Here is a 25,983-nt window from a genome sequence, read left to right on the forward strand (position 1 = left end):
AGAAAAATAGTTGGTTTAAGTGTAATATTATAAAATTAGCATAATAAGATTTAAAAAAAATAGGGAAATGAAGATAAAAACATGCTGTATTTATTCATATGTTTTTTTATCCTTTAATCCCTCGAATGGTTCTATGTGAATAATTATATCTATTACTTCTGGAAATTCCTTTTTAATAGCATCTTCACATTCATGGGATATTTTATGAGCCTCTGTTAAGCTTAAGTCATCATCTAATACTAGGTACATGTCCATAAATATTGCTGAATGTGTACCTCTTGAACGTACATTATGAACATCTCGAACTCCCTTAATATATGCTACAGTTTGTCTTACTTTATCCTCGGAGATTATTGATTTATCCATGAGAACATTAATATTTTTATATAATATTTCAATTCCAGCCTTTAATATGAGAATTGCTACAAATATGGATAGTATTGGGTCAAGTATAACATAACCCATCTGTATAAATACTAAACCGATAATAATTACCAGTGTAGCAAGTGAATCACTCCTAGTATGCTTACTATCAGAAATCAATATGTCACTATTATATTCCTCACCCATTCTCTTTTCATATAATGACACAATATAATTTATAACAACAGTAGCCAGGAGTACAATGTAACTTATCAGTGTTACACTAGGAATTCCAACACCATTGAATCTATCTATAGCTGATGTTATAATCTCATAACTTACAATCAATAATGATATTGCAATAAGTATGGATGCAAATGTTTCAATCTTAGAATGACCATACCTGTGCTCTGAATCACCTGGCTTACAGGCTATCATCATAGCAACGATACCAATAATATTAGATACAGCATCGAATAATGAATCATATCCGTCTGCACTTATACTTAATATATTAGCATGATAACCATATCCCAGCTTAATAGCAGCTACAAATAAGTTAAAGAAGAATACTATAATTAATATTCTATTCACTTTTTTATAATAAGTCCCCATATTCACCACCATAATCACATAATTAATAAATAATTTAACCAGTATTCTAAATTCCAGTAATTAATCTAATATTAGAAAATAATACAGTATATAAATATTGTTTTTTAAGTATAACTAAACCAGTACTGTTTAAAAGAATAAAAGATTAGGCTAAGCTAAATATATTGAATATAATAGGATAAAAAAATCAGAGTACAAAAAAGCGAAATAATATGTAATCATAAAGTCTATGTGGATATACTTATAATTAAGATAAGAATCAAAAATATAATATAAATGAATAATGAATAAAAGGGGTGCAGTAAAATATGAAATCAATGTCAAATGTAGACATTCATACAATAATAAAAGAATTAAACAATGAACTAGTAGATGCAAGAATCGATAAAGCATATCAGCCGGCAAACGACACAATAAGGATAAAAATAAGAAAGGCTGGAGAAGGAAGAAAAGACCTTGTAATACAAGCAGGAGTAAGAATACACTTAACAGACTATCCGCAGCCAAATCCTACAATACCACCAAACTTTCCGATGCTGCTAAGAAAACATCTAAGTGGCGGAAGCATAACATCCATAAAACAGCATAACTTTGACAGAATACTAGAAATAAATGTTCAGAAAAAGGAACAATACACAATAATTGTTGAATTGTTCAGTAAAGGAAATGTTATTCTACTAGATAAGGATAAGAACATAATATCACCCCTAAAACATAGACAATGGCATGACAGAAAGATAACATCTCATGAAAAATACAAGTATCCGCCAGAAAAGGGAATAAACATAAACAATACAAATCCCGAGAAACTACGGGAAATCATAAAACAATCAGATAAAGATATAACAAGAACCATTGCAACAAACGGATTAGGAGGATTATATGCAGAGGAAATAATAAGCTACACCAACATAGACAAACAGAAACCTGCACAGGACATAACAGACGAGGAAATCATCCAACTAGACAATGCAATAAAAACATTACTAGATAAGATAGAAAATCATCCAAATCCACAGATAATCATAGAAGAAAAAGATGGAAAACCTAAAGATAAGGATTTTGTACCAATAGACTTAAACAAGTACCAGGACTATGAAAAGAAAACATTTGACAGCTTTAACAAGGCAGCTGACGAATTCTACAGTAAGAAGATTGTGAAAGACGTAGAATCAAAAGAAGAAAAAATATGGGCTAAGAGAATAGGAAAATATGAGAAACGTCTGAAGATGCAGGAAGATACACTGGAAGGATTCTATAAGACAATTGAAGACACACAACATAAAGGAGATACAATATATGCCCATTATAATGAAATACAGGAAGTAATTGATATCATACTACAGGCAAGAGAAAAATATTCCTGGAAGGAAATATCCACAATCATCAAGAAGGCTAAAAAGGATAAAAGTGTTCAGGGATTAGATATGATAGAATCCATTGATAAAATGGGAATTCTAAGTCTTAAATTAGATGATACTCATGTGCAAATAGACCCAAAAATAGGCATACCTGAAAGCACAGAGAAATACTATAATAAGGGTAAAAAGGCAAAAAGAAAAATAGATGGAGTAAATATTGCTATAGAGAATACTAAAAATGAAATAAAAAAACTTGAAAACAAGAAAGAAGTAGCAATAGATGAACTAAAAGAAAAACAGCAGCATAAAGAAAGAAGAGAGCTTAAATGGTATGAAAAGTTACGCTGGTTTATTAGCAGGGATGGCTATCTTGTAATCGGCGGTAGAGATGCTAATAGTAATGAAAAAGTAGTTAAACATTACTCTAAAACTAATGATATATACTTCCACTGTGATATTCATGGTGCACCTTCAACAATAGTGCAGAATACTGGCGATGATGAAATTCCTGAGACCACCTTGTATGATGCAGCATGTTTTGCTAGTAGTTTTAGCAGTGCCTGGACAGAAGGATTCAGTTCATATGATGCTTACTGGGTGAATATGGACCAAGTATCTAAAACTCCTCAAAGCGGTGAATTTCTTAAAAAGGGATCATTTGTCATCAGAGGTAAAAAGAATTTCATACGTAACGTGCCTGTTCTGGTAGGTTTAGGTATTGTTGATTATGATAATGATAAGAGGATAATGTCCGGCCCTGTAGAATGTGTTAAACGTATGACTGATAAATTTGTTGTCATAAAGCCAGGTTTTACAAAAAAAGAACGTATATCTAAGGAAATATTACATATTATTGACCCTGACAAGAACTTTAGTATTGATGATATTGTACGTAGTTTACCAAGCGGTAAATGTGATATCATGGATATTAGAGAATATAATCAGAAGTACGCTAATAAGTAAATTCTCAACTTCCCTATTTTTTTTATAACTTATATTATTGATATTATCACATGTTTTTAATAATATACTATATTAACTAGCAGTTATAATTAATAAAAAAGTTATTTGTTAAAAAAAGTTAAATTAGTATGGAAAGATTATTGTTTTTAAGAGTATTGATTTATTCAATATTCTTTAGGTTTGATATAGGATATAATTTAGTTAAACCTTTCCTACTATTATAAAAATTTATTTTTGTTTATATATAAAGTTTAGTTATTATGAGAATTATTCTTCATAATCCTCACTGTAAGATTCACCCGGCTGTAATGGTACTGTGAATGTGCCTATACTTTCATCTTCAACAAATTTTGCAAAGAGTTCCGGGTCTTGTTCTATTTCTGGGAATGTGTTATAGTGCATTGGTATTACAATTCTTGCCTGTACCCATGCTGCTGCTATTGCTGCATCCTCTATTCCCATGGTGAATTTATCTCCTATTGGCAGTAATGCTATGTCCGGCTTGTATATGTCTCCTATCACTGTTTTCATATCTCCGAACAGGCCTGTATCTCCTGCATGGTAGATTTTCTTTCCGCTTTCTAATGTTATGATAAATCCTGTTGATACTCCGCCTTCTTCTAAATCCTCCATGAAGTCTATTGCTGAGGTATGTCTTGCATCTACCATTGTAATGTTTATCAGGTTGTTTACGGATATTGATCCACCTATGTTCATGCCTATTGCATGGAATCCCTGTTTCTGTACGAATGTTGCTAGTTCGTGTGTTGTTATGACTGTTGCTCCTGAGTTATTTGCTATTTCCAGTGTATCTCCGAAGTGGTCTGAATGTCCATGGGTTACTAGTATTATGTCCGGTTTTAGTTCTTCGACCGGTGTTGTGCATGCAGGGTTACTGCTTATGAATGGGTCTATTAATATTTTTAATCCTTCTTCTGTTATTATTTTAAATGCTGAATGTCCTAGATATTCTATTTTCATATATTATCAATCCCCTTTCAATTATTTTAATGATATATATTATTTTTCTTTTTTTCTATATATTTACATTTTCAATTAATTTTAATGCATTTTCCTTTCCATTATATTGTATGAAGTCCTCGTATGATTCCTTGTTTACTTCTATTTGGTCCAGATTGTCTAGTGTGTTGTTGATTATTGTCAGTAGTTCTTCCTTGTTGTTAATTGATGCTTTTTCTGTTATATTGTATTCCATCATTCTTGCTATGTTTTTTTCTTGTTCTACGTGGTTATTCAGTGGTATTAGTATGTTTGGCTTCTTGATTGATAGTAATTCCATTGATGTTGTATGTCCTGCTATTGCTATTGTCAAGTCTGATAGTTTCATCCATTCTATCAGGTCATATGTGAATTGTCTGATGATTATCTTCTCATCATTTTCAGGTATGTTGAAGGAGTTTGGATTTATTTCTAGTCCTGTGAACATGAATATTTTATCTGCTTTTATTTTATCTGATATTTCACATATGTTTGTTAGTAGTTTTTTTCCGAAGTTGCTTCCGCCTATTGTCACAACGATTACTGTATCTTCCTGTTTTACGTTGTATTTTTCCCGTAGTTTTTCTTTGGATTCTATTATATCAACGTCTTTGTGCAGCAGTGGTCCTATGAATTGTGATTTGTTTTTGAGTTGTTCGGGTATTTCAATTGATCCTGGTATGTCCGGCACCAGTATTTTCTGGCATCCCTTTGATATTTCCATTATGAATTTGCTTACGCTTTTTTCAAAGTATTTTACTATATGTGCATTTGTTGAGTCGGAGAATCCGAATGTCAGGTCATTGGTTATTATATAGCAGGGTATGTTTAGAAATTTGGCCATGATTGGTGCTGAGTAATCTGAGTCTGTTAGTATCAGGTCCGGTTTTATTTTTCTTACTATTTTTGCTTCTTTGTACATGCTTTTTAGGAATGTGAATGGTATGTCTTTTGATTGTTTTAATGATTCCTCGACATCTATTCCTCCGTCTGATGCTTGAAAGTTCATTTCGGGCAGATGGTATGGTTTGTAGTTATTTTTTTGATAGTAGTGTAGTCCTGAGCCATAGCTTGCAAATTCTATTTGGTGGCCGTGTTCTTTCAGTTGTTCTGCTAGGGCTAAATCACGTGATGCATGTCCTATACCTACTCCACAGGTGAATATTAATATTTTCATGTTTTTTTACTCCTGATATTATAATATTGTTTGGAAGTATTATATTAAACGTTTTAATTGTCTGCATCAACATACGTATTACTATTAAGTATAAAAAGTAATACTTTTATAATTTGTATTACTAATAGTAATATGTAGTAATACTATGGAGGTGAAAATTATGAATATACTAGAAGACGAAACAGGACAAGGAGCAGCAGAATACATCCTACTATTCGGGGGAGTGATAATCATAGCACTTGTAGCACTGGAAATATACTCAAACTACTTCTCAAACGGTAACACATTCAGTGCACATGATGATGCACAGCAAATAAGACAAAATCTGACAACAAGCAAATGAAACTAGATAACAAGGGACAGACAAGTGCAGAGCTAATATTAATACTAGCCTCAATGAGCATGATAGTGCTGGTAGCAGCTTATTACACGACTAACTACTTAAACACTATAACAAATCATACAAAAACAGTGATAATAAATAGTAGAAATAATTTTCTATCACAGATATAAGATAAAAAAAAGAGAGATTATAAGGAATATGAGATTATAATAAGTTACCCTTCTGGTCTATTTCACCTTTACGAATACGTGTAGATGAAATAGGTACGCCATCATCAGCTAAAATCCATTCAATAACAATAATATCCAATGGGTCTAATCCATTTTTAATACGAATCTTATTAATATTTACCGCGGATTGCTCGGTTTCCTCACTAACAACTATTGCTTCTAATTCAGGGTCTTTATCAGCAGTTCCACTAGGATCAACTATTTCTTTAATCTCATATTCTTTATCATAATCACTGATAATATTAGTTAATCTTTTTATTCTAGTTTGACATGATTCAATGTCATGGCTTTTATTACTAGCAAATTCATCAGAGGTTATACCTATAAGTACACAATCCCCCATTTTAAAGGCTGTTCTTATAAGTGCCTCATGACCCTTATGTAGCTTATCAAAAGTTCCGCCGACAGCTACTTTTTTATATGTTTCTTCCATTAAAAACCTCTAATTCCTATTTGATTAAATGATGATATATCATTCAACGTTAAATCTATTTTTGTTATTTATTTTATATAAATAATTTCGTGGATAATATGAGGTTATGTGTACTTAATTTGGATGTTATGTTATTTTTTGTTGTATTCCTGTATTGTTTTGTATGTTTTTTGGTAAAGTATAAATAGTATGAATGATTTAAGTTTTAAATACATCATTGCATAGGCAACTATTGTGATGTAAAGAATCAATTTTATTTTTTAGTTAATTTTTATCAATTGCATAATTAATCATAAAAATTATTCAGTAATACTTGTATAAGCAATAGTTTGAAATACAAGTGTTATTGGGAAAATCAAATAAAAGGAGAGGTGAGCTTTTGAGTCCTGAGATAGAACTAAAAGATGAAGCACATACAAATGAGAAAATAGAATTAATAAAGGGAGACCCGAAAGCAGCTATCAGAGCCATAGCATGGCCAATGATTATAACACTAGTACTAAACATGGTATATAACATGGTTGATAGAGTATGGGTATCAGGATTAGGATCTGATCCCCTAGCAGCACTAGGATTTGTAACACCATTATTTATTATATACGGTGGACTAGCAAACGGATTTGGAGCAGGAGCAAATTCACTAATATCCAGATACATAGGCTCAGATGACAGAGAAAACGCAAGTAACAGTGCACTACACGGAGTACTGACTGGAATAATAATATCAATTCTACTGATAATAATAGTAATACCATGCCTAGATCCAATGCTTGTAGCAATGGGAGCATCATCAGTAATGCAATATGCAAAACCATACGCAGCAATAATAACCCTAGGATCATTTACAATCATATTTAACGGAATACTATCCAGTGAACTAAGAGCAGAAGGAGATGTGAAAAGAGCAACTCTAGCACTGGCATTCACTGGTATACTAAATATGATAATAGACCCAATATTCATATACACACTAGGATGGGGAGTAGAAGGAGCAGCAATAGCAACCATACTATCAGCACTAGTAGCAACATGTCTGATGATATACTGGATGTTCATCAAAAAAGACACATATGTAGACCTATCCAGAAAACAATTCAAATACAGCAACAAAATAATGAAGGAATTAATGAGTGTATCCATACCAGCAAGTGTAGAACAGCTGATAATATCACTCATATCAATAATACTAAACGCACTGATAGCAATGGTAGCATCAACCCAAATAGTAGCAGGATTCACAGCAGCATTCAGTATCATACAAGTATTCATGATGACAACAGTAGGTATATGTACATCAGCAATCACAGTAGCAGGAGTAGGGTTTGGAGCACACGACTATGATAAAGTAAACACAACATGCTACTACTCAATGAAAATATCATTAATCGTAGCAGTAATAGCTGTGATAATCATACAGTTATTTGCACCACAGCTAGCACTACTATTTAGTTACTCAGAAACCAGTGCAAATCTAGGTCCGATAATAACAGAAATACTAAGAATACTATCATTCTTCCTTGTAGCAATACCAATAGGATTCAGCTGCGCATGTGTATTCCAGGGAATGGGAAAAGGTACAATATCACTAATACTAACAGTGCTAAGAGAACTTGTACTAGTACTCGTATTCACACTGATATTCCTATTCATATTCCACACAGGACACTACGGAATATACTATGGAATGATACTAGGAGCACTACTAGGTTCAATAATAGGATTAATAGTATTTAGAGGATACATGAGAAGAATAAGAAAATACAGAACATAAACCATCCTCATTTTCACTTTTTTTTAAACTATATTAAACATTAAAGAAAAAACTAAAATATAATCAAAGAGAGTTTGTGATAAACATGGAATTACCAGAAAACTTTACAGAAAATACAATTGACCAATTTCCAATAAACTTCATATTTGACTTAATAGGCAGACAACACCACATAGCACTGAAAAAGGAACTGGAACCATACAACATAAATGTCAGCGAATATCATATAATCATGAAATTATACACAGAAGGAAAAAAAACACAGCAAGACATAGCAAGAAGCTTCTACCTAACCGAAGGAACAGTAGCCAGGTCAATAAGACACCTTGAAGATAAAAATCTAATAAAACGAGAAATAGACGAAAACAACAGACGAAGAAATTTCGTATACCTCACAGATAAAAGTAAAAAACTAGCATCAAAGATAGATGACCTCGACAATCAATGGGAAAACACGGTATGCAACTTTTTAACAAAGGAAGATATTCATAACCTAAAACAGGTATTATACAAGATAACAATCAACTCCATTAATACAAAAGAAAAACTTTAAACCATTTACTTCTTTTAAAAAAAAAAGCTAATTTTAAAACTCCACCCATATTTTATACTATCTTATTATAATAATAATGAAATACACAATATATAATACGAATAACTAGACTGATAAGGTATATTATATGATAGAAGAATACAATACAGTAATCAAAAATCCGAGAAAAGTAATCACAAGATTCGCGTCATGCTACCCTAACATATACAGAGTAGCTATGTCATCAATGGGCTATCATATCATCTACGACTACCTGAATGCCAGAGAAGACATATACTGTGAAAGAGTAATATATCCGCAGACAAAGAGCATAGAAACAAGATCAGACCTTGCAGATTTTGACATAGTAAGTTTCACACTACAATTTGAACAAGACTACTTTAACATGATAGACATGCTCAAACGCAGTAATATACCACTAGAAAGTAAAAACAGAAGACCGACAGATCCACTGGTAATTGCAGGCGGACCATGTGCAGCATCAAACCCCCTGCCAATATCAACATTCGTAGACCTTTTTGTAATAGGAGACGCAGAAGTAACACTAGACAAAATAATCGACGTAAGAAGTGATACAAACAACCCCCGCGCAGACATCTACGACTTCCTGGACATACCAGGCGTATACAAGCCAGGAGAACCAGCAAAAATACAGCAAGTAAAAAACATGAAAGACGCATGGCGGCCAATATACCAGATAGTAACAAAAACAGACAACAAGAAATTCATGCCAGCATTCGGAGACAACGCATTCCTACTAGAAGTATCCAGAGGATGCACAAGAGGATGCAGATTCTGCATGAGTGGATGCATGTACAGGCCAAGAAGAGAAACACCACTAAAAACACTGCTAGAAACAGCAGAAAAAACAAGACAAGTAACAGGACACAACAAAGTAGCACTAATAGGAGAAGCAGTGAGCGACTACAGTAAAATAGAAGAACTATGCTGGGAACTAACACAGGAAGGATTCCAAATAGCAACACCATCACTAAGAATAGAATCAGTGACAGACGAACTACTGGAAATACTAAAACAAAGCGGCCTGAAAACAATAACCATCGCACCAGAAACAATACAAAAACAACGATGGAAATTAAACAAGCCAATCACCGACACAGAAATATACCACACAGTAGACAGAGCAATAGCACTGAAACTAAAAGTCAAAATGTACCTGCTACTAGGAACACCAGGAGAAACAACAGACGACATAATGGAACTAATCAACTTCCTAAGGCAACTAACCTCAAAAGGAGTACGTTACAATACAATAACAACCAGCGTAAACCCCCTAATACCAAAACCACACACACCACTACAATACATGGGATTCGACTACGACGACCTATACGACAAATTCAAGAAATACAGCACAAGACTAAAACATAGAAACAAGAAAGAAAACCTTAAAAAAGCAACAATACAATACGTACTAACAAACAGCGGAGCAGAACTAAACAGCCTACTGAAAATAGGAAAAAAAATAGCATTCAAAGACTGGCATAAACTTGCATACAAGATAAACGAAGAAAAAGAAAAAGAAAACTACACCCTACCATGGCACGAAATAGACGTGGGGATAAAAAACTCATTCCTCAAAAAAGAATATAAAAAAGTAGAAGCAGGAGAAATAACACCATGGTGTGAAACAGATGGATGTTATAACTGTGGATCATGTGAATAATAAAAAAAATGGAGAAAATAAATATGAATTATGGAGCAGACAGAGTAAAAAATATAAACCTATCACAAGTAAGAAAAATGTTCGAACAAGCAAGTCCAACAGCAATCAACCTAGCACTAGGAGAACCAGACTTCAACACACCACCACACATCATAGAATCACTGAAAAATGCACTAGACCAAAACTACACACACTACTCACAAAACAAAGGAGAACCAGAACTAAGAGAACAAATATCAAAGAAACTGAAAAAAGACAACAACATAAACACAACAAGCGATGATATAATAGTAACAGTAGGAGCAAGTGAAGCATTATACGCTGGAATACAAGCACTAATAAATCCGGGTGATGACGTACTAATACCAGACCCAGGATTTCTATCATACAAGGAATGCGTAACCCTAGCAGGAGCAAACAGCATCCCAGTACAAACAAGTGCAGAAAATGGATTCCAAACAACAATAGAAGACATAGAAAAAAGCCTAACCGATAATACAAAAGCAATAATAATAAACTCACCATGTAACCCTACAGGAGCAGTAATGGAAAAAGAAGACATAAAACAAATAGCAGACCTAGCAACAGACAAGGATTTAATCATATTCTCCGATGAAATATATGAAAAAATAATCTATGACAGAAAACATTACAGCTTCCAAGCATACACAGATAATGCTGTTACAATAAACGGATTCTCAAAATCATATGCAATGACCGGACTAAGAATAGGATACTGCACAAGTAATCCAGATATCATTAATGAAATACTTAAAGTACACCAGTATGATGTAGCATGTATAGATACATCAGTACAGAAAGCAGCAATAACAGCATTATCAGGACCACAGGACTGTGTTACAAGTATGACAAATGAGTTCAGAAAAAGAAGAGACCTTGTAGTTGAATCATTAAATGACATGGGATTAGATTGTGTAATGCCTAATGGTGCATTCTATGTATTCTTCAGATGCGAAAATCCAGAGGAATTTGTTAAAAAGGCTGTTAAAGAAGACGTAGTATTAGTACCTGGTGCTGCATTTGGTGAGATGGGTAAGAATTATATCAGATTATCTTATGCTCAGAGTTATGAAAATCTAGAAGTAGCAATGAGTAGATTAGAAAAAATAGTATAAATATTTTCACTACTTCTATTAACTTTTTTTTATTCCCAATTTTTTAGTTTATCAGCTATTTTTCTTAGTTTTTCAATTATTTCCCTTGTCATTTGCTGGTTATCAGTGTATAATTCTATTTTTTTCTCGTAGATATTTATTAATGGCAGGCAGTCCTGATAGAACTCACTATCTTCATCCTGTGATTTATAAAATTTTAGTGAACGCTTATTCTTATTAACTTCCCGTATGCAGTGGTTAATGTACTGAGTTAACTCATCTTCTTCATCATAGGCATCTTTTCTTATTTGAACATAGTTCTGGTATACTTCATTAATGTTGCTTCTGAAATATTTTGGTAAATCTTCCTCGCTAACTGAGAAATCATGCATATTATCTATTATGAAATGTTCAAGGTCTTTATAGAATTTATCATAACCCTGTATAGCATTTTCCAGTTCTTTATGTTCTGTTTCTACTTTTTCTAGGCTTTTAGTTTCTGTTTTTATTTTTTGTTCAATTTCAGCTTTTGCTTTTGATGAAACTTGTTTATCTGCATTTTCCATAATATCTACTCGAGAAATTTTTTGATTATTTAACTAAGAATAATGAATAATGTTAGTTATTTATTAGATATTATTTTATATATTTAAAAATTTTTTGAAAAGTAATTCTATAACGCTTATATTATCCATAATTTTAGTTAAATTATGCTTAATAAACCAAATGTTGATTAAATTATTTAGAATTGTTATTTGTATAGTTAATATCAGTAAAAATAGTTGGTTAAGCGCCGAGGCCGGGATTCGAACCCGGGTGGGCATCTGCCCAGTGGCTTAGCAGGCCACCGCCGTACCAGGCTGGGCCACCTCGACATGTTAAAACAGTATTTAATAGTTTATATTTTATTACATTTATAATTTACTATATTTTATATTTTTTAAGCGGCATGTAATTGGATGGACATACCTCATAAAAATAGGTTATCTATATCTGTAACTCCACCCCGCTGATCCATAAACATCAGTTGTCTAAAACAGAGCTGCTTCTTTCCAGACCTGACCCATTCAATTAATTAAGATAGTTAACTTTAACCCTACAGTTAAAATCCTACCACCGCTAATCCTACGGGACGAGACTTCGACGTTACAAATATAGGCCTATTAGTATTTAATATGCCTCTCCAAAAACTTCGATTGCTCCATATAGAGGATTTGAGCTTACAAGAGACCACTAACCTCCCAACCTAGCCTATCATTTATTTATATTTGTTTAAGTTTATAAACTTTTTCATACAATTAGAATATATCTTCATTTATTTTGATAACAATAAATTATAAAACTACTGATTATAATATATGACATGTACATGTATTATTAAGTAAATATTGTTTTAAATAATACAATTATAATGATTAGATTAATGTTGAATTAAAATAAATCTATAATTATTTTCTATAATATCATGGATACTTTTTATCATTTACTGGCAAGAATAACTGACCCATAATATACTGCTATTTTCCATAAAAACACTGACTATTTTGTGATATATACTATTTATGATAATATATTTTAATTAAAAAAGAGATAAATATTAAATGTTTAAATTGATTGTTATAGATTTGAGCATATGAATAAAAAAGCTATAATTTGTTGTTTAATTGCATTATGCATATTAATTGTTGGTATTTTTTATATAGATAACCTATATAAACCACAATCCCAGCTTCCATCAATCAATTCAAACCTGGAATCTGGTAACACCAAATATAATGAAGCAGTTGGATATATAAACAATGAAAACTATGAAAAAGCAACTCAATCAATAGATGAATCACTGACAAATTACAATAAAGCAAAAAATGATACACAAATTGCATTAAACAAATCAATAAATCGGAATGATACCGTTCTAACACAATACTTTGACTACACACTAGACGAACTAGACATGAAAATTAATGCAGCTAATGAGATGAAAAATGGTTTAGCACTGATAAATCCAAATGATTATTCATTATCCAAAGAACATTTTAACAAATCAAATGAAATAATGCAGAACACAACACAATATAATGATATACGTGAAGAGTTAGAGAATCAAAATCCTGACAAATTCACTGAAAAATAATCTAAGATTATTTATTATATTATATTTTTTTATTCAAAAATTAGGAGAACCATATATGAAGAAAAATCAAAACGCATCTACTAATGATAAACCAATAGTATATGTGTTAAGTCCTTCATGTCAAATTGAAGACCTAGAAATAGGCAGTGACTATGAAGGAGTCATTACTAGAGTAGAAAAATATGGGTTCTTTGTTAGTCTAAGTAAAAGTGTATATGGACTACTGAGAACACGTAATCCTAAAGAAAAAGTAGGAGATAAAATAGTAGTAAAAATTGCTGAAATCAAGCCTCATAAAGGTAAAATGGATGTTGATTTAGGCTACTCAAAAACAAAATATGGTAATGACTACGAAAAAATAACTGTTAAAAGAAATGTGAAAAGAACTAAGATTTCTGACTTATCAGAGGATAACCTTGGACGTAATATTGCAATTCAAGGTGAAATCATACAAATTCAGCAGACAAGTGGTCCTACAATATTCACAGTTAGAGATGAAACAGATGTAACATGGGCAGCTGCTTTTAACGAACCTGGTGTAAGAATGTACCCGGAATTAGAAGTAGATGATGTTGTAGAAATACTTGGAGAAATATCACTACATAGCGGTAAAATACAGATTGAATCTGAATCAATTGAAAAACTTGATGAAGATGATGAAAACAATCTTAGAGAATTAATAGAGGAATCCATTAATCAAAAAGCCGAACCAAAAGATACTTCTGTAATGATTGAAGAAAGTGAAGTTCTACAGAAACTAAGACCAAAACTTGCAAAAGCAGCAAAAACTATTAGAAGAGCAATACTTGACGGCAGATCAATACTTGTACGTCACCATGCTGATGCTGATGGTATATGTGCTGGTGTAGCAGTAGAGCAGGCAGTATTACCACTTCTAAGAGAAGAAAGTAATGATGCTGATGCTGAATGGCACTTCTTTAAGAGATCCCCTAGTAAGGCACCTTTCTATGAATTAGAAGATGTTGTAAAAGATTTATCTTATGCACTAGAAGACCAGGAACGTCATGGACAAAAATTACCATTACTTGTATTACTGGATAATGGTTCCACAGAGGAAGATGTAGCAGCATTAAGTCATGCTAAAGTTTATGGTATTGAATCAATAGTTGTTGACCATCATTATCCTGGAGAAGTTGAAAATGGTCGTTCATTAATTGATAACTATGTTGACATACATGTAAATCCTTACCTTGTTGGCGGAGATTCACAGTTAACAGCTGGTGCATTAGCAGTGGAATTAGCTGGTATGATAAATCCAGATGTACGTAGTGAAATCAGACATTTCCCTGGTATTGCAGCTGTAGGTGACCATGCTGAATGTTCAGAAGTTGACAGATACCTTGAGATTGCAGCAGAGGAAGGATATTCTCGTGACGACCTCGACAAAGTAGCAACCTGTGTTGATTTTGAAGCATACTTCTTAAGATTCATGAATGGTAGAGGAGTAATGAACACCATACTAGGATTAGAAGACAAAGAACGTCAGGAAGAACTATTAAATGTACTAATGAAAGAATCAGATAAAAGAATTGAAACACAACTTAAAGCAGCAATGCCAAACGTTCAAACTGAATACTTTGATAATGGTATACAATTAAATAGATTAGACGTTGAAAAATATGCACATAAATTCACCTATCCAGCACCTGGAAAAACAACAGGTTATGTACATGATAAAATTGTACAGGAAAAAGGAGAAGATAAACCAATAATGACCCTAGCAAATGGACCAGACTTTGCAGTTATAAGAGCAACTGAAGTAATTAAAAACGACTTTGACTTCAACTTAAACAATGTAATCACAAAAATACAAGAAGAAATACCACAAGCTGGAGCAGATGGTGGAGGACACGAAGTTGCAGGATCCTTAAAATTTGTAGAAGGATTACAAGAAGAAGTTTTAAACTTATTCATTGAAGAGGTTAAAAATCTTAAACGATAAATCAACCTCCTTAACTAAATTTCTCTTTACATAAGAGAAGTTGATTAATTCTTTTTTTAATAAAACAATTTTTTTATAAATAGTATTATTATAAAATTTAGAATATAATTAAATTACTTGTTCTTTTTTATCTAAATTTGAATTAATTCATTACATCTTTTTATTTAAAATTAGTAATCCATAAATTATATGATTAATTAATGTAAAATAAAGATAAATTCAATTAAAAATAGCTATATCTTTTTTTAATAAAAAAAGGTAATGTTAAGGAAGTATTCCCTAATTATCCTTAACAATAACATTTTTTTCAAATCATAAGAATATTAAAACCATAACTAATCCAATGAGATTATGAAAATATTAAATTCCCTGTAAATATGTAAGTAGCATATTTTTCAATATTTTCTATTTCGAGTAATTAGTTACTATTCATAAATATAGCATCATACTATTTAAATATTCCTCTTTTATGTACTATTTTTTGTTGATTTAATCCTAAAATATGCACATTATTATAATAATAGTTCTTATTATAGGAACTATTTATTTAAAAAAATATAAAAAAAGATTTCAATTAATTAAATTTCATCCAGAGATTTATATAATTCACATAAATCAGTGAAAGGACATTCCATGTGCTGTGGATTAATAGGTTTACAAATATTCTGGCCAAACTGCACCATCAAATCATTAATAGGTAACCAATAATTCTTCGGTACTATTTCTCTTAGGACTTCCTCTGTTTCCTCAGGTTCCTTGGTATGAACTAATCCTAATCTATTGGAAATTCTATGAACATGAACATCTACAGGTATAGCATCTTCCTGAAAACCGAACACTAAAACACAGTTAGCTGTTTTACGTCCAACCCCTGGTAATTTAATTAATTCATCAATACTATCTGGTACAATACCATCATATTCCTCTAATAATATATTAGATACTTCTTTTATTCGACCAGCCTTTACATTATAAAAACCAGCAGGCCTGACAAGTTTAGCAATTTCCTCAACAGGTGCCTCAGCAATATCCTCCATTGTAGGATATACTTCAAATAAGTTAGCAGTAGCCCGGTCAGTATTTTCATCACGTGTTCTCTGGGATAATATTGTTCTAACTAGTACTTCATAGGGACTTTGATCCTCAAATGTTCTGCGGTCAAATATTTTCTCTAATTCATCCACAATATACTCTATTTGCTCAACAGTAAAATCTCCCTTCATATCCTCAGTTATCATAATAACCACCTTTATTCTGATATTTCATTCATAACATCCAGGAAGTTAGGAAATGACACATCATAACAAGCAGCATCCTTTATTGTTATATTACCAGTTTTTAATCCTAGAACATAGAATGCCATTACCATACGATGATCTAGGTGAGAGTTTACTACTCCTCCTGTCGGATTCCCCTTGATAATAAGACCATCCTTCATTTCCTCAACTTCTATTCCTACATTAGATAATTCTATTGCACAGTTATGCACACGGTCTGTCTCCTTATATCTTGCATGTTCCACGCCAGTTATCACTGATGTTCCCTCAGCCTCTGCCATGAGTACTGCTACTGTTGGAAGTAGGTCCGGTGCATTTTCAAGGTTTATGTCAAATGCCTTTAACTGTCCATCACTTTCTATGTGAACCTCAGTATCGGATACCTTGACTGTTGCACCCATCTTCTCTATTATATCCAGTATTACCTTATCACCCTGCATTGAATCACTGTAGAGATTCTTAATTGTGATTGATGATGGTATCATAGCTGCTGCTGCTATCATGTATGATGCTGATGAGTAATCTCCTTCTATTATGTATTCTGTTGCCTCATATTTTTGTGGTTCTATGTAGTATGATGAATACTCAGGGACATTTGTTGTATCATATTCGAAGTCTATACCGAACTTACTAATTACGGATAATGTCATGTTAACATACGGCTTAGATACAAATGTTCCACGCACATTTAGTGTTACAGGCTTCTTTGAATATGGAGCAGCCATTATTATTGATGATATAAACTGACTACTAACATCACCCTTGATATCTGTTTCTCCACCATCAAATCCACCCTTTACTATTATTGGTGGTGTTCCATTACTCTGTGAGGAGTAGATTGTTACTCCCAGATTCTTTAGTGCATCAATAAGATCTTGCATTGGACGTTTTCTTAGTGATTCATCACCAGTGAATATTGTATAATTTGCTCTTGGTGCAATAGCTGCTACACTACTTAGTATCCTTACACTAGTACCTGAATTTTTTACATCAATAACATTATCAGGTGTTCTGATATATCCAGCAGTTCCCTGAACTATACATTTATCAGGATACCTCTGAAATAATGCACCTAACTGTTCACATGCTTCAAGAGTTGCTAATGTATCCTCAGAATATAATGGGTCTTTTAATACTGACTGACCCTCAGCTAGTGCGGCTGCGATGAATGCTCGATGAGAATAACTTTTTGATGCTGGAGCCTTAATACTTCCTCCGATTCTACTTATCTTCTCAACTTGTAAATCCATAAGTAATTTCTCCAAATAATATAGTTATAAAAAAATCATATATTTATAAAAAAAGTGGGTAATAAGAAGTAGTTATTGCTGTACTTCTAAGAGAATATCAAATTCCTCTGTACGTAGTATGTCAACAACTTCTCCTGTCTGACTAACTAGTTCTGATTCTGTTGTAACATGTTCCTTGGTAAATGCTACTTCACCAACAGTTACCTGTCCGTCTTTCTCTAGTTTTTCTGCAATTTCTTCTGGGTCATTACTTGCAATGTATGAAATTATATCCTTTGCATGTTGCTTGAATTCCGGTCCTACTTTACTCATTATTGGCTCCATTGAAATTACTTTTTCACGTAAATCTGGTTTACCATTCTGTACTGTTATATTATCCACTTTGTTAGTATTTTTAATATCCTCTATGGTGGTTTCTATTTTCTTTACATCTTCTGTATATATGTTTACAGTATTTAGTAACTGGTTTAATGGTATTCCATGTGATGATTTGTATCTTCTAAGTTCATCTATGATATCTATTGCATAGCTACCTATTAATTCTACATCATCATCAATATATTCTTCATGGAGTTCTGGCCATCCGCCGATATGTAATTCTTTTGATTCCTTACCAAGGTATTGAGACACATTATCTGAGAAGAATGGTGTTATTGGTGCCATTAATGCTAATGTTGTTTCTATTACAGTTTTAAGAGTATACTTTGCATCAGCTGTAGAATCTATGTCTTCATATAATCTGTATTTAACAGCCTCAATATACTCATCACAGAAATCATGCCATACAAAGTCATATATAGCTTGTTCTGCCTTTGCAAAGTTATATTCTTCAAATGCATCAGTCACTACCTTGTTTAATCTGTTTAACTTAGATAATATCCATTTATCAATAATATTATCTCCACTAAGTTCTTCTGGTACATTCTCATCCAGGTGCATGTTAATAAATCTGAATGCATTCCAGAATTTACGTAGGAACTTATATGCATGTTTAATATCCTTCCAGCCAAATGGCACATCTGCTCCCGGTACACTGTTAGCAGACCATAATCTAAGAGCATCAGCACCATACTCATCTATAACAGCCTCAGGCTGTATTACATTACCTAATGATTTACTCATTTTATGGCCGTCCTCACCAAATACCATACCATTAATTACAAGTTCATCAAATGGTTTTTCACCGGTAAGAGCATAACATCTTAGAATTGTATAAAATGCCCATGTTCTTATAATATCATGTCCCTGTGGCCTTAAAGTTGCAGGGTATACAGTTTCCCATCCAGGATTTGGCCAATCAGCTATAGTTAATGGAGTTATTGAACTATCCATCCAAGTATCTAGTACATCCTCCTCTGGTGTGAAGCTGGTGCATCCACAGCTACATGCATGGTCAGGCTGGTCAATAGTAGGATCCACTGGTAACTGTTCCTCACTAGGTAGTACTACCTTATGACAATCATTACAATACCATACAGGTATAGGAGTAGCAAATATTCTCTGTCTGGATATACACCAATCCCAATCCATACTGTTAGCCCAGTTTTCTAACCTGTGATACATATGGTCAGGTACCCATCTCATACTCTTTGCCTGTTCAATGATGTCCTCTGTCATATTCTTTACAGCTACAAACCATTGTTTCTTGGTCATGATTTCTATAGGAGTCTTACATCTCCAGCATACACCAACATTCTGGTCTACATCTTCCTGTTTTATGAGGAATCCTTCCTCTTTTAAGTCATTGATAATAGCTTTTCTACATTCCTTGATAGGCATGCCAGCATATTTACCTGCTACTGGTAGCATTTCACCTTTTTCATCAATAGCATCTATGATGTCAAGGTCATAACGTGTAACCCATTCAACATCAGTCTTATCACCAAAGGTACAAATCATTACCACACCAGTACCATATTCAGGGTCTACTGTTTCATCAGTGATAATTTTAACCTCACGGTTATAGATTGGTAGTTTAACAGTTTTACCATGAAGATTACTGTAACGTTCATCATCAGGATGTACTACAACAGCCACACAGGCACATAACAATTCAGGACGGGTAGTAGCAATAGTAGCATTACCAGAGCCATCAGCAGCTGGGAAGTTAACATAATTTAACTTAGTAGTATTATCCTTATACTCAACCTCTGCAAATGCTATAGCAGTTTCACATCTAGGACACCAATTAATAGGATGAATATCCTGATAAATCATGTCCTTATTATACAATTTAAGGAAAGAAAGCTGAGTTCTCCTCTTATTCTCAGGAAGCATGGTGATATACTCGTGATCCCAGTCCTGGGAATAACCCATCTTACGCATCTGTAAACGCATCTTCTCAATATTATCATGAGTCAAGTCAATACAATAATCCCTAAATGTCTCACGGGAAACATCATTCTTCTTAATATCATGAATCTCCTCAACTTTAACCTCTGTTGGAAGACCATGACAATCCCATCCCTGTGGGAATAAAACATCGAAATTATTCATACGTTTATACCGGGCAATAATATCCATATAAACCCAATTCAAAACGTGACCCATATGAAGCTTACCTGTAGGATAAGGAGGAGGAGTATCAATAATATAAGTTGGCTTAGTACCGTCACCTATAAATCTATACGTATTATCTCTTTGCCATAATTCCTGCAATTCTTCTTCTGTAGTATGATCATAATCCTTTGGAATATCATTATTACTCATATATTATGTATCTCCTAAAATTCAGGTTTAATAAAATAAAAAAATATTATCATAAATACCTTGAATTATCATTAGAGATAAGTAAAAACTCATCAACCAATGATAAATATACAATATGATATTATATATGTGAAAAATAGAATATAATTTTATTTATTGAAATGACTATTAAATAAGTAAAATTATAACCAAAAAAAGTTGATAAATGAATGATTCAATCTTATTATTATACACCCAGGATTCCTCAAAGATTATGTTATTTTCCAACTAATTTCATGAATACTTTCTTTATTATAAAATTATAGGTTTTCTACAAAGCAGTTATTTCAAAAAACTATACTTAATAAACATTTTTACACTTAAGTAATTTTTTTATAAAATAAAAAAGAAAAATAGAAACAATAAAACGTTAGAGTGATATTTTTGAAGAAATATGATTATTTAATAGTTGGTTCAGGATTATTTGGGTCAGTATTTGCACATGAAATGAACAAAAAGGGTAAACAATGTCTAGTTATAGAAAAAAGAAATACTGTTGGTGGAAATATATATACTGAGAAAATTGAAAACATTAACGTGCATAAATACGGTGCACATATATTCCACACAAATAATGAAGAGATATGGCAATACATAAATCAATTCGCTAAATTTAACAGATTTACAAACTCACCAATAGCAAACTATGAAGGAAAATTATATAATCTTCCATTCAATATGAACACATTTTATCAAATATGGGGCGTAAAAACACCTGAAAAAGCAAAAAAAATTATAGAAGAAGAAAAAAAGGAATATAAAACAGATAATCCTTCAAACCTAGAAGAACAAGCAATAAATCTTGTTGGTTCCACAATATATAAATTATTAATCAAAGGATACACTGAAAAACAATGGGGAAAATCCTGCACCGAACTACCATCATTTATCATAAAAAGATTACCTGTACGTTTCACATATGATAACAATTACTTTAATGACCTATATCAAGGAATACCAATAGGCGGATATACTCAAATAATAGAAAAATTATTAAATGGTATTGAAGTAAAATTAAATACTGATTATTTTGACAACAAAGAAAAATGGGATAATATAGCTGACAAAGTACTATTTACAGGAATGATTGACCAATACTTTGATTACTGTTATGGTGAATTAGAGTACAGAGGATTAAAATTTGAAACTGAAATTAAAGATACAGACAACTACCAAGGAAATGCAGTAATCAATTATACCGAAAGAAAAATACCATACACGCGTATTATTGAACATAAACACTTTGAAAACAGTGCATCAGAAAAAACAATAATTACTAAAGAATATCCGCAAACATGGAAAAAAGGCGAAGAAGCATATTACCCTGTCAACGATGCTAAAAACTCAGAGTTATATAACAAATATCAAAAACTAGCTGAAAAAGAACCAAATATCCTATTTGGTGGAAGATTAGGAATGTACAAATATATGAATATGGACCAAGTTATAGAAGAAGCACTAACATTAACAAAAAAAGAAAATAACATGAATTTATGAACATATTCCAACAAACAATAGTTATATTGTTTCAGCCATTATCAACACAATTATTTAAAAAAAAATAAATTCATAAGTATTGTATTACTAGAATCATGTTATAAATTATTTTTAAAACTCTAAAAATACTACTCTATAATCATATTAAAAATTCAAAAATAAGAAAAAAGGAAAGAGATTAATTATTTAATTTAGATAATACATCCTTCCTAGATTTACCTTTATACGTAGGATTTGGCTTTCTACTCTCATCAATTCCATTACATACATAATGTGTTTCAGGTGTTAACAATTTACACCACTTTCGTCTAGTTAAATCTCTATTATTATTCAAATAATAACCAATATTAAACCAGCTATTGTTTTGTAATGCCCGGTATAATCTAATATTCAATACAATGTTAGATAAACCACCTGATTTTAATAATATATATACATAAGGAATCCATAATAATACCTTCTTCTTAAGAGATCCCTTTAATTTATAATATTCAATAGTAGTATCATCATCTTTCAGTTTATCTGTAGTTCTTAATGTGTTAGTATTTATTAATTTATTATGCATGGTAGAGTATTCATTTCGAAGATTCTTCTTTGAAACAATTCTAGACACATTATATACAATTTCATTAACAGAATTATGGTTAAAATACTTAATATTATTATGCATATAAGCCTTTTTGATAATATCATTCCATCTATTCATTACTGCTTCTTCAGAACATTTCTCACGAATTGTCTTTCTAGCATTAACCCCATATTCCATTGATTTCTCAGGATTGTTTATGAAGAATAATATACTTTCTGCTAATTGTTCTACATTATATTGTTCTACAAGTAGTCCATTTTCATTATTTATGATTACATCGGAAGGTCCATAATTTATATCATAGCTTATCACAGGTACCCCATTAGCCATGGATTCTAGTATAACCATAGGTAAACCTTCAAAGTGAGATACTAATATTGTTACAAGTGAAGAAGCCATTTCTTCATTGACATTATTAACATGACCCCTAAAGTTTATAATATCTTCTAAGTCATTTTCTTTAATATATTCCTGTAACTTATCATATTCTTTTATTTCGTTAGGCTTCAATGCTCTTCCAAATATATCTAAATAGACATTAGGATTAGATTCATGAACTATTTTCATAGCTTTTAAAGCATCAATTAAATTTTTTTCAGTAGATACCCTAGCAAATATAGATATCTTATTAACATCTATAGAGTCATAATCCCTATCTTGAATATAATCATCCATATCAATAACATTACTTATATTATATATATTATCCATATGGAATTGATTTTTAAGATCATTATTCAAAGATTCTGTTAAGGAAATTAAAACATCTAAATCCTCTTTATTATTAAATAAAGCTATATCTCTTAGTTCGTTATCGGAGGAAGATGGATTTTTATAAGGATTAGAATGTAAAAAGCCAATTTTATATGCAAGACTTGAATCAACATTTTCTATAGAAGGAACAACACCAGAGCAATCATTGATTAAAAATGGTTTCACTTCCTGACTCTTACATTGTTCAACTACAAAATATGTTACAAATTCTTTATAATCCTCAAAATCTGTAACTGTACTTGTAATTCTATCATTTAATTGTATTGAATAATTATTTTTATTATATTTTAATTTTAAATAATTAAATCCATCAACTGTATAAAAATTACTTTCTATTAATACCGTATGACTTAAAATTGTTTCAATAAATAATGAGTCATTAATATATAACTCTGATCTAGCTAATACTATAGAAGAAGTATCTAAATCGCTTAATTTAAAATCATTATCCTTATTATCACGTAGAGTAAATAAATCATTTACATCAAAGGAATCTTTAAGATAATAATCATATAAAATTGAATCATCATCTTTTACAGTTTTTTTGATGACAAAATCATCAGAAACATATATTTCTCCATCAAAATCTACAAAATAATTACTTTTATAGTTGGAATCTACATCCATAGTATTAATATCACGATAATAATGATACATGTTACGAATTTCGACATTATCATTAAGATAACCTAATTCACGATGATGCTTTTCAATGAAAGAAATATTTTTAAAATTACGAGCTAAATTACTTTTAAAAAGATTAGGATCAACATTTAATAAAGTAACATCATATCCTGCATGATCAAACATATTAGCTCTGTTAAAAACTGCTTTAGCTAGTCCACCTATATCACAATCAAAACCAAAGAATAACATGAAAAATTTAGATTTTTTAATTAACGGATTTATATCTACATCATTCATAGCTATTGCTAAGTAATCAGAGATAGCGAGTGCATTAATATATTCATGTTTAGCAACTAAATCAAAAAATTTTTTTAAATCTTTTGGAGGATTTAAATTATCGGATTCAGCAAATACTTCATATAATTGATTTGCATCCTTTAACAGTTCAACTTTATCTTCAGGGCCTAAATTACTTGTGACAAGTTGTCTTGTCCAGAAGAAAAGATGTCTTGCTGCATACCAATTATATTCTGGATTATATTCATTTAATAAATTATAAAATAAATTATATGATTTAATGAATCCTTTTAAATTTTTTTTACTCTTTTTAGATGTTACTGAGACATGTTTATTCTTGTTATCTACATTAGAACTTGTCTGATATTTTAATACAGGTTTATTAATAAAAACTGTATTACTTGATTTTAATAAACATTCTCCTACAAATACTAAATCCTGGGCAGGTAGATATTCTGGAAATTTTATTTTGTTATCTAATACAAATTCCTTCTTAAAAATTTTAGCCCATACAGAAGGATTTGTTTTAAATAGATCTGTATTCTCATCAATAGTATTTACTTGAATTATGTCATTGTCATCTAATTCTAAAAAGTTCCAATTCATAGGAACATATTTTCCATTTTCATATTTGACATAATTTCCTGAAACAAAATCAGAGTCATACTTTTGTATAGTGTCATATAACACTTCACAAGCATCAGAAGTATACTCATCATCAGGGTCTAAAAACATTAAATATGATGCAGTAGCATTTTCAATACCTATATTTCGAGGTTTTCCTGCAAAACCACTATTTTCGTCCATTGGAATAAATTTAACATTAGAGTATTCAACTGATAATTTAGTTAATATGTCTCGACTGTTATCTGTAGAATAATCATCTACAAATATAACTTCTAAGTTTTTAAAGCCTATAGATTGATTATATATAGATTTAAAAGCAGATTTAATTGTATTTTCTACGTTATATACTGGTATCACTATGGAAATTTTATACATATTTTTTATCCCATTAACTGTTTTTCTTTAGTAATTGTATATGTTTATATTTTCTATAATATATAGTTTGAAATAATAAAAATAATCAGATGAATATTGTTATTATTACATATTTTTTATTATTATTCGAAATAACCTTTTAAAAGTATTATTTAATAAAAAAAAGATGGTAATTATAATACTATATTATATTCAAGGTTTGAATCTTTATAGAA

The 25,983-nt window shown here is 31.4% G+C and carries 19 protein-coding genes, 1 tRNA gene and 1 other RNA gene; 10 read left to right on the top strand and 11 right to left on the bottom strand.

Annotated features, from left to right (window positions below):
• Positions 1-90 precede the first annotated feature (90 nt).
• Positions 91-957, bottom strand: coding sequence for a cation diffusion facilitator family transporter (locus tag OTK55_RS06970; RefSeq protein WP_274871450.1), 867 nt, complete (start codon positions 955-957; stop codon positions 91-93).
• A 329-nt stretch (positions 958-1,286) separates the two neighbouring features.
• On the opposite strand from OTK55_RS06970, the gene rqcH reads away from it, so the two are divergent.
• Complete coding sequence (rqcH, locus tag OTK55_RS06975; RefSeq protein WP_274871451.1) at positions 1,287-3,302, top strand: ribosome rescue protein RqcH; 2,016 nt, start codon at positions 1,287-1,289, stop codon at positions 3,300-3,302.
• Between the two features lie 267 nt (positions 3,303-3,569).
• Here rqcH and OTK55_RS06980 read toward each other — a convergent pair whose 3' ends face one another.
• Together OTK55_RS06980 and OTK55_RS06985 are read right to left on the bottom strand one after the other, a co-directional pair.
• Entirely contained in the window at positions 3,570-4,283 is a 714-nt protein-coding gene (locus tag OTK55_RS06980) for a metal-dependent hydrolase (RefSeq protein WP_274871452.1), read from the bottom strand.
• Between the two features lie 55 nt (positions 4,284-4,338).
• A complete protein-coding gene (locus OTK55_RS06985) occupies positions 4,339-5,478 on the bottom strand; it encodes a UDP-N-acetylglucosamine--N-acetylmuramyl-(pentapeptide) pyrophosphoryl-undecaprenol N-acetylglucosamine transferase (protein ID WP_274871453.1) in 1,140 nt (379 codons plus the stop codon).
• Between the two features lie 160 nt (positions 5,479-5,638).
• On the opposite strand from OTK55_RS06985, the gene OTK55_RS06990 reads away from it, so the two are divergent.
• The gene (locus tag OTK55_RS06990; protein WP_274871454.1) at positions 5,639-5,821 is read left to right on the top strand and encodes a class III signal peptide-containing protein; all 183 of its coding nucleotides are present in this window, start codon (positions 5,639-5,641) and stop codon (positions 5,819-5,821) included.
• On the top strand, positions 5,818-5,991 hold the full coding sequence (locus OTK55_RS06995; protein WP_274871456.1) for a hypothetical protein: 174 nt from the start codon (positions 5,818-5,820) through the stop codon (positions 5,989-5,991). The genes OTK55_RS06990 and OTK55_RS06995 overlap by 4 nt, the downstream gene beginning before the upstream one ends.
• 34 nt (positions 5,992-6,025) lie before the next feature.
• Here the strand turns inward: OTK55_RS06995 and OTK55_RS07000 are convergent, their stop codons facing one another.
• Positions 6,026-6,484 carry a phosphopantetheine adenylyltransferase gene (locus OTK55_RS07000; RefSeq protein WP_274871457.1) on the bottom strand — a complete coding sequence of 153 codons (459 nt, stop codon included), beginning with the start codon at positions 6,482-6,484 and terminating at the stop codon, positions 6,026-6,028.
• Between the two features lie 379 nt (positions 6,485-6,863).
• Between OTK55_RS07000 and OTK55_RS07005 the strand changes: the two genes are divergently transcribed.
• The 4 genes from OTK55_RS07005 (at position 6,864) to OTK55_RS07020 (ending at position 11,631) form a co-directional block, all read left to right on the top strand.
• Positions 6,864-8,255, top strand: a complete 1,392-nt coding sequence (locus tag OTK55_RS07005; protein WP_274871458.1) for an MATE family efflux transporter — start codon at positions 6,864-6,866, stop codon at positions 8,253-8,255.
• An 85-nt stretch (positions 8,256-8,340) separates the two neighbouring features.
• Complete coding sequence (locus OTK55_RS07010; RefSeq protein ID WP_274871787.1) at positions 8,341-8,808, top strand: MarR family winged helix-turn-helix transcriptional regulator; 468 nt, start codon at positions 8,341-8,343, stop codon at positions 8,806-8,808.
• A gap of 127 nt (positions 8,809-8,935) precedes the next feature.
• A complete protein-coding gene (locus tag OTK55_RS07015; protein WP_274871459.1) occupies positions 8,936-10,495 on the top strand; it encodes a radical SAM protein in 1,560 nt (519 codons plus the stop codon).
• A 23-nt stretch (positions 10,496-10,518) separates the two neighbouring features.
• Complete coding sequence (locus tag OTK55_RS07020) at positions 10,519-11,631, top strand: pyridoxal phosphate-dependent aminotransferase (protein WP_274871461.1); 1,113 nt, start codon at positions 10,519-10,521, stop codon at positions 11,629-11,631.
• 29 nt (positions 11,632-11,660) lie between these two features.
• On the opposite strand, the gene OTK55_RS07025 is transcribed toward OTK55_RS07020, so the two are convergent.
• The 3 genes from OTK55_RS07025 to ffs form a co-directional block, all read right to left on the bottom strand.
• A complete protein-coding gene (locus tag OTK55_RS07025; protein WP_274871462.1) occupies positions 11,661-12,176 on the bottom strand; it encodes a hypothetical protein in 516 nt (171 codons plus the stop codon).
• Between the two features lie 225 nt (positions 12,177-12,401).
• A tRNA-Ser gene (locus OTK55_RS07030) sits at positions 12,402-12,485 on the bottom strand.
• A 66-nt stretch (positions 12,486-12,551) separates the two neighbouring features.
• Positions 12,552-12,867, bottom strand: an RNA gene (gene ffs / locus OTK55_RS07035) — signal recognition particle sRNA.
• A 376-nt stretch (positions 12,868-13,243) separates the two neighbouring features.
• On the opposite strand from ffs, the gene OTK55_RS07040 reads away from it, so the two are divergent.
• Together OTK55_RS07040 and OTK55_RS07045 are read left to right on the top strand one after the other, a co-directional pair.
• Complete coding sequence (locus tag OTK55_RS07040) at positions 13,244-13,744, top strand: hypothetical protein (RefSeq protein ID WP_274871463.1); 501 nt, start codon at positions 13,244-13,246, stop codon at positions 13,742-13,744.
• Positions 13,745-13,799: 55 nt separating this feature from the next.
• The gene (locus tag OTK55_RS07045; protein ID WP_274871464.1) at positions 13,800-15,707 is read left to right on the top strand and encodes a DHH family phosphoesterase; all 1,908 of its coding nucleotides are present in this window, start codon (positions 13,800-13,802) and stop codon (positions 15,705-15,707) included.
• A gap of 578 nt (positions 15,708-16,285) precedes the next feature.
• Here OTK55_RS07045 and OTK55_RS07050 read toward each other — a convergent pair.
• From OTK55_RS07050 to OTK55_RS07060, 3 genes are all read right to left on the bottom strand, one after another.
• A complete protein-coding gene (locus OTK55_RS07050) occupies positions 16,286-16,945 on the bottom strand; it encodes an endonuclease III domain-containing protein (protein ID WP_274871465.1) in 660 nt (219 codons plus the stop codon).
• 11 nt (positions 16,946-16,956) lie between these two features.
• Positions 16,957-18,234, bottom strand: a complete 1,278-nt coding sequence (aroA, locus tag OTK55_RS07055) for a 3-phosphoshikimate 1-carboxyvinyltransferase (protein ID WP_274871466.1) — start codon at positions 18,232-18,234, stop codon at positions 16,957-16,959.
• 72 nt (positions 18,235-18,306) lie between these two features.
• Entirely contained in the window at positions 18,307-20,943 is a 2,637-nt protein-coding gene (locus OTK55_RS07060) for a valine--tRNA ligase (RefSeq protein WP_274871467.1), read from the bottom strand.
• 423 nt (positions 20,944-21,366) lie between these two features.
• On the opposite strand from OTK55_RS07060, the gene glf reads away from it, so the two are divergent.
• The gene (gene glf, locus OTK55_RS07065) at positions 21,367-22,479 is read left to right on the top strand and encodes a UDP-galactopyranose mutase (protein ID WP_274871468.1); all 1,113 of its coding nucleotides are present in this window, start codon (positions 21,367-21,369) and stop codon (positions 22,477-22,479) included.
• 178 nt (positions 22,480-22,657) lie between these two features.
• Here glf and OTK55_RS07070 read toward each other — a convergent pair whose 3' ends face one another.
• The gene (locus tag OTK55_RS07070; RefSeq protein ID WP_274871470.1) at positions 22,658-25,768 is read right to left on the bottom strand and encodes a glycosyltransferase; all 3,111 of its coding nucleotides are present in this window, start codon (positions 25,766-25,768) and stop codon (positions 22,658-22,660) included.
• Between the last annotated feature and the right edge of the window lie 215 nt (positions 25,769-25,983).

The sequence above is a fragment of the Candidatus Methanosphaera massiliense genome, assembly GCF_028890305.1.
Taxonomy (GTDB): Archaea; Methanobacteriota; Methanobacteria; order Methanobacteriales; family Methanobacteriaceae; genus Methanosphaera; species Methanosphaera massiliense.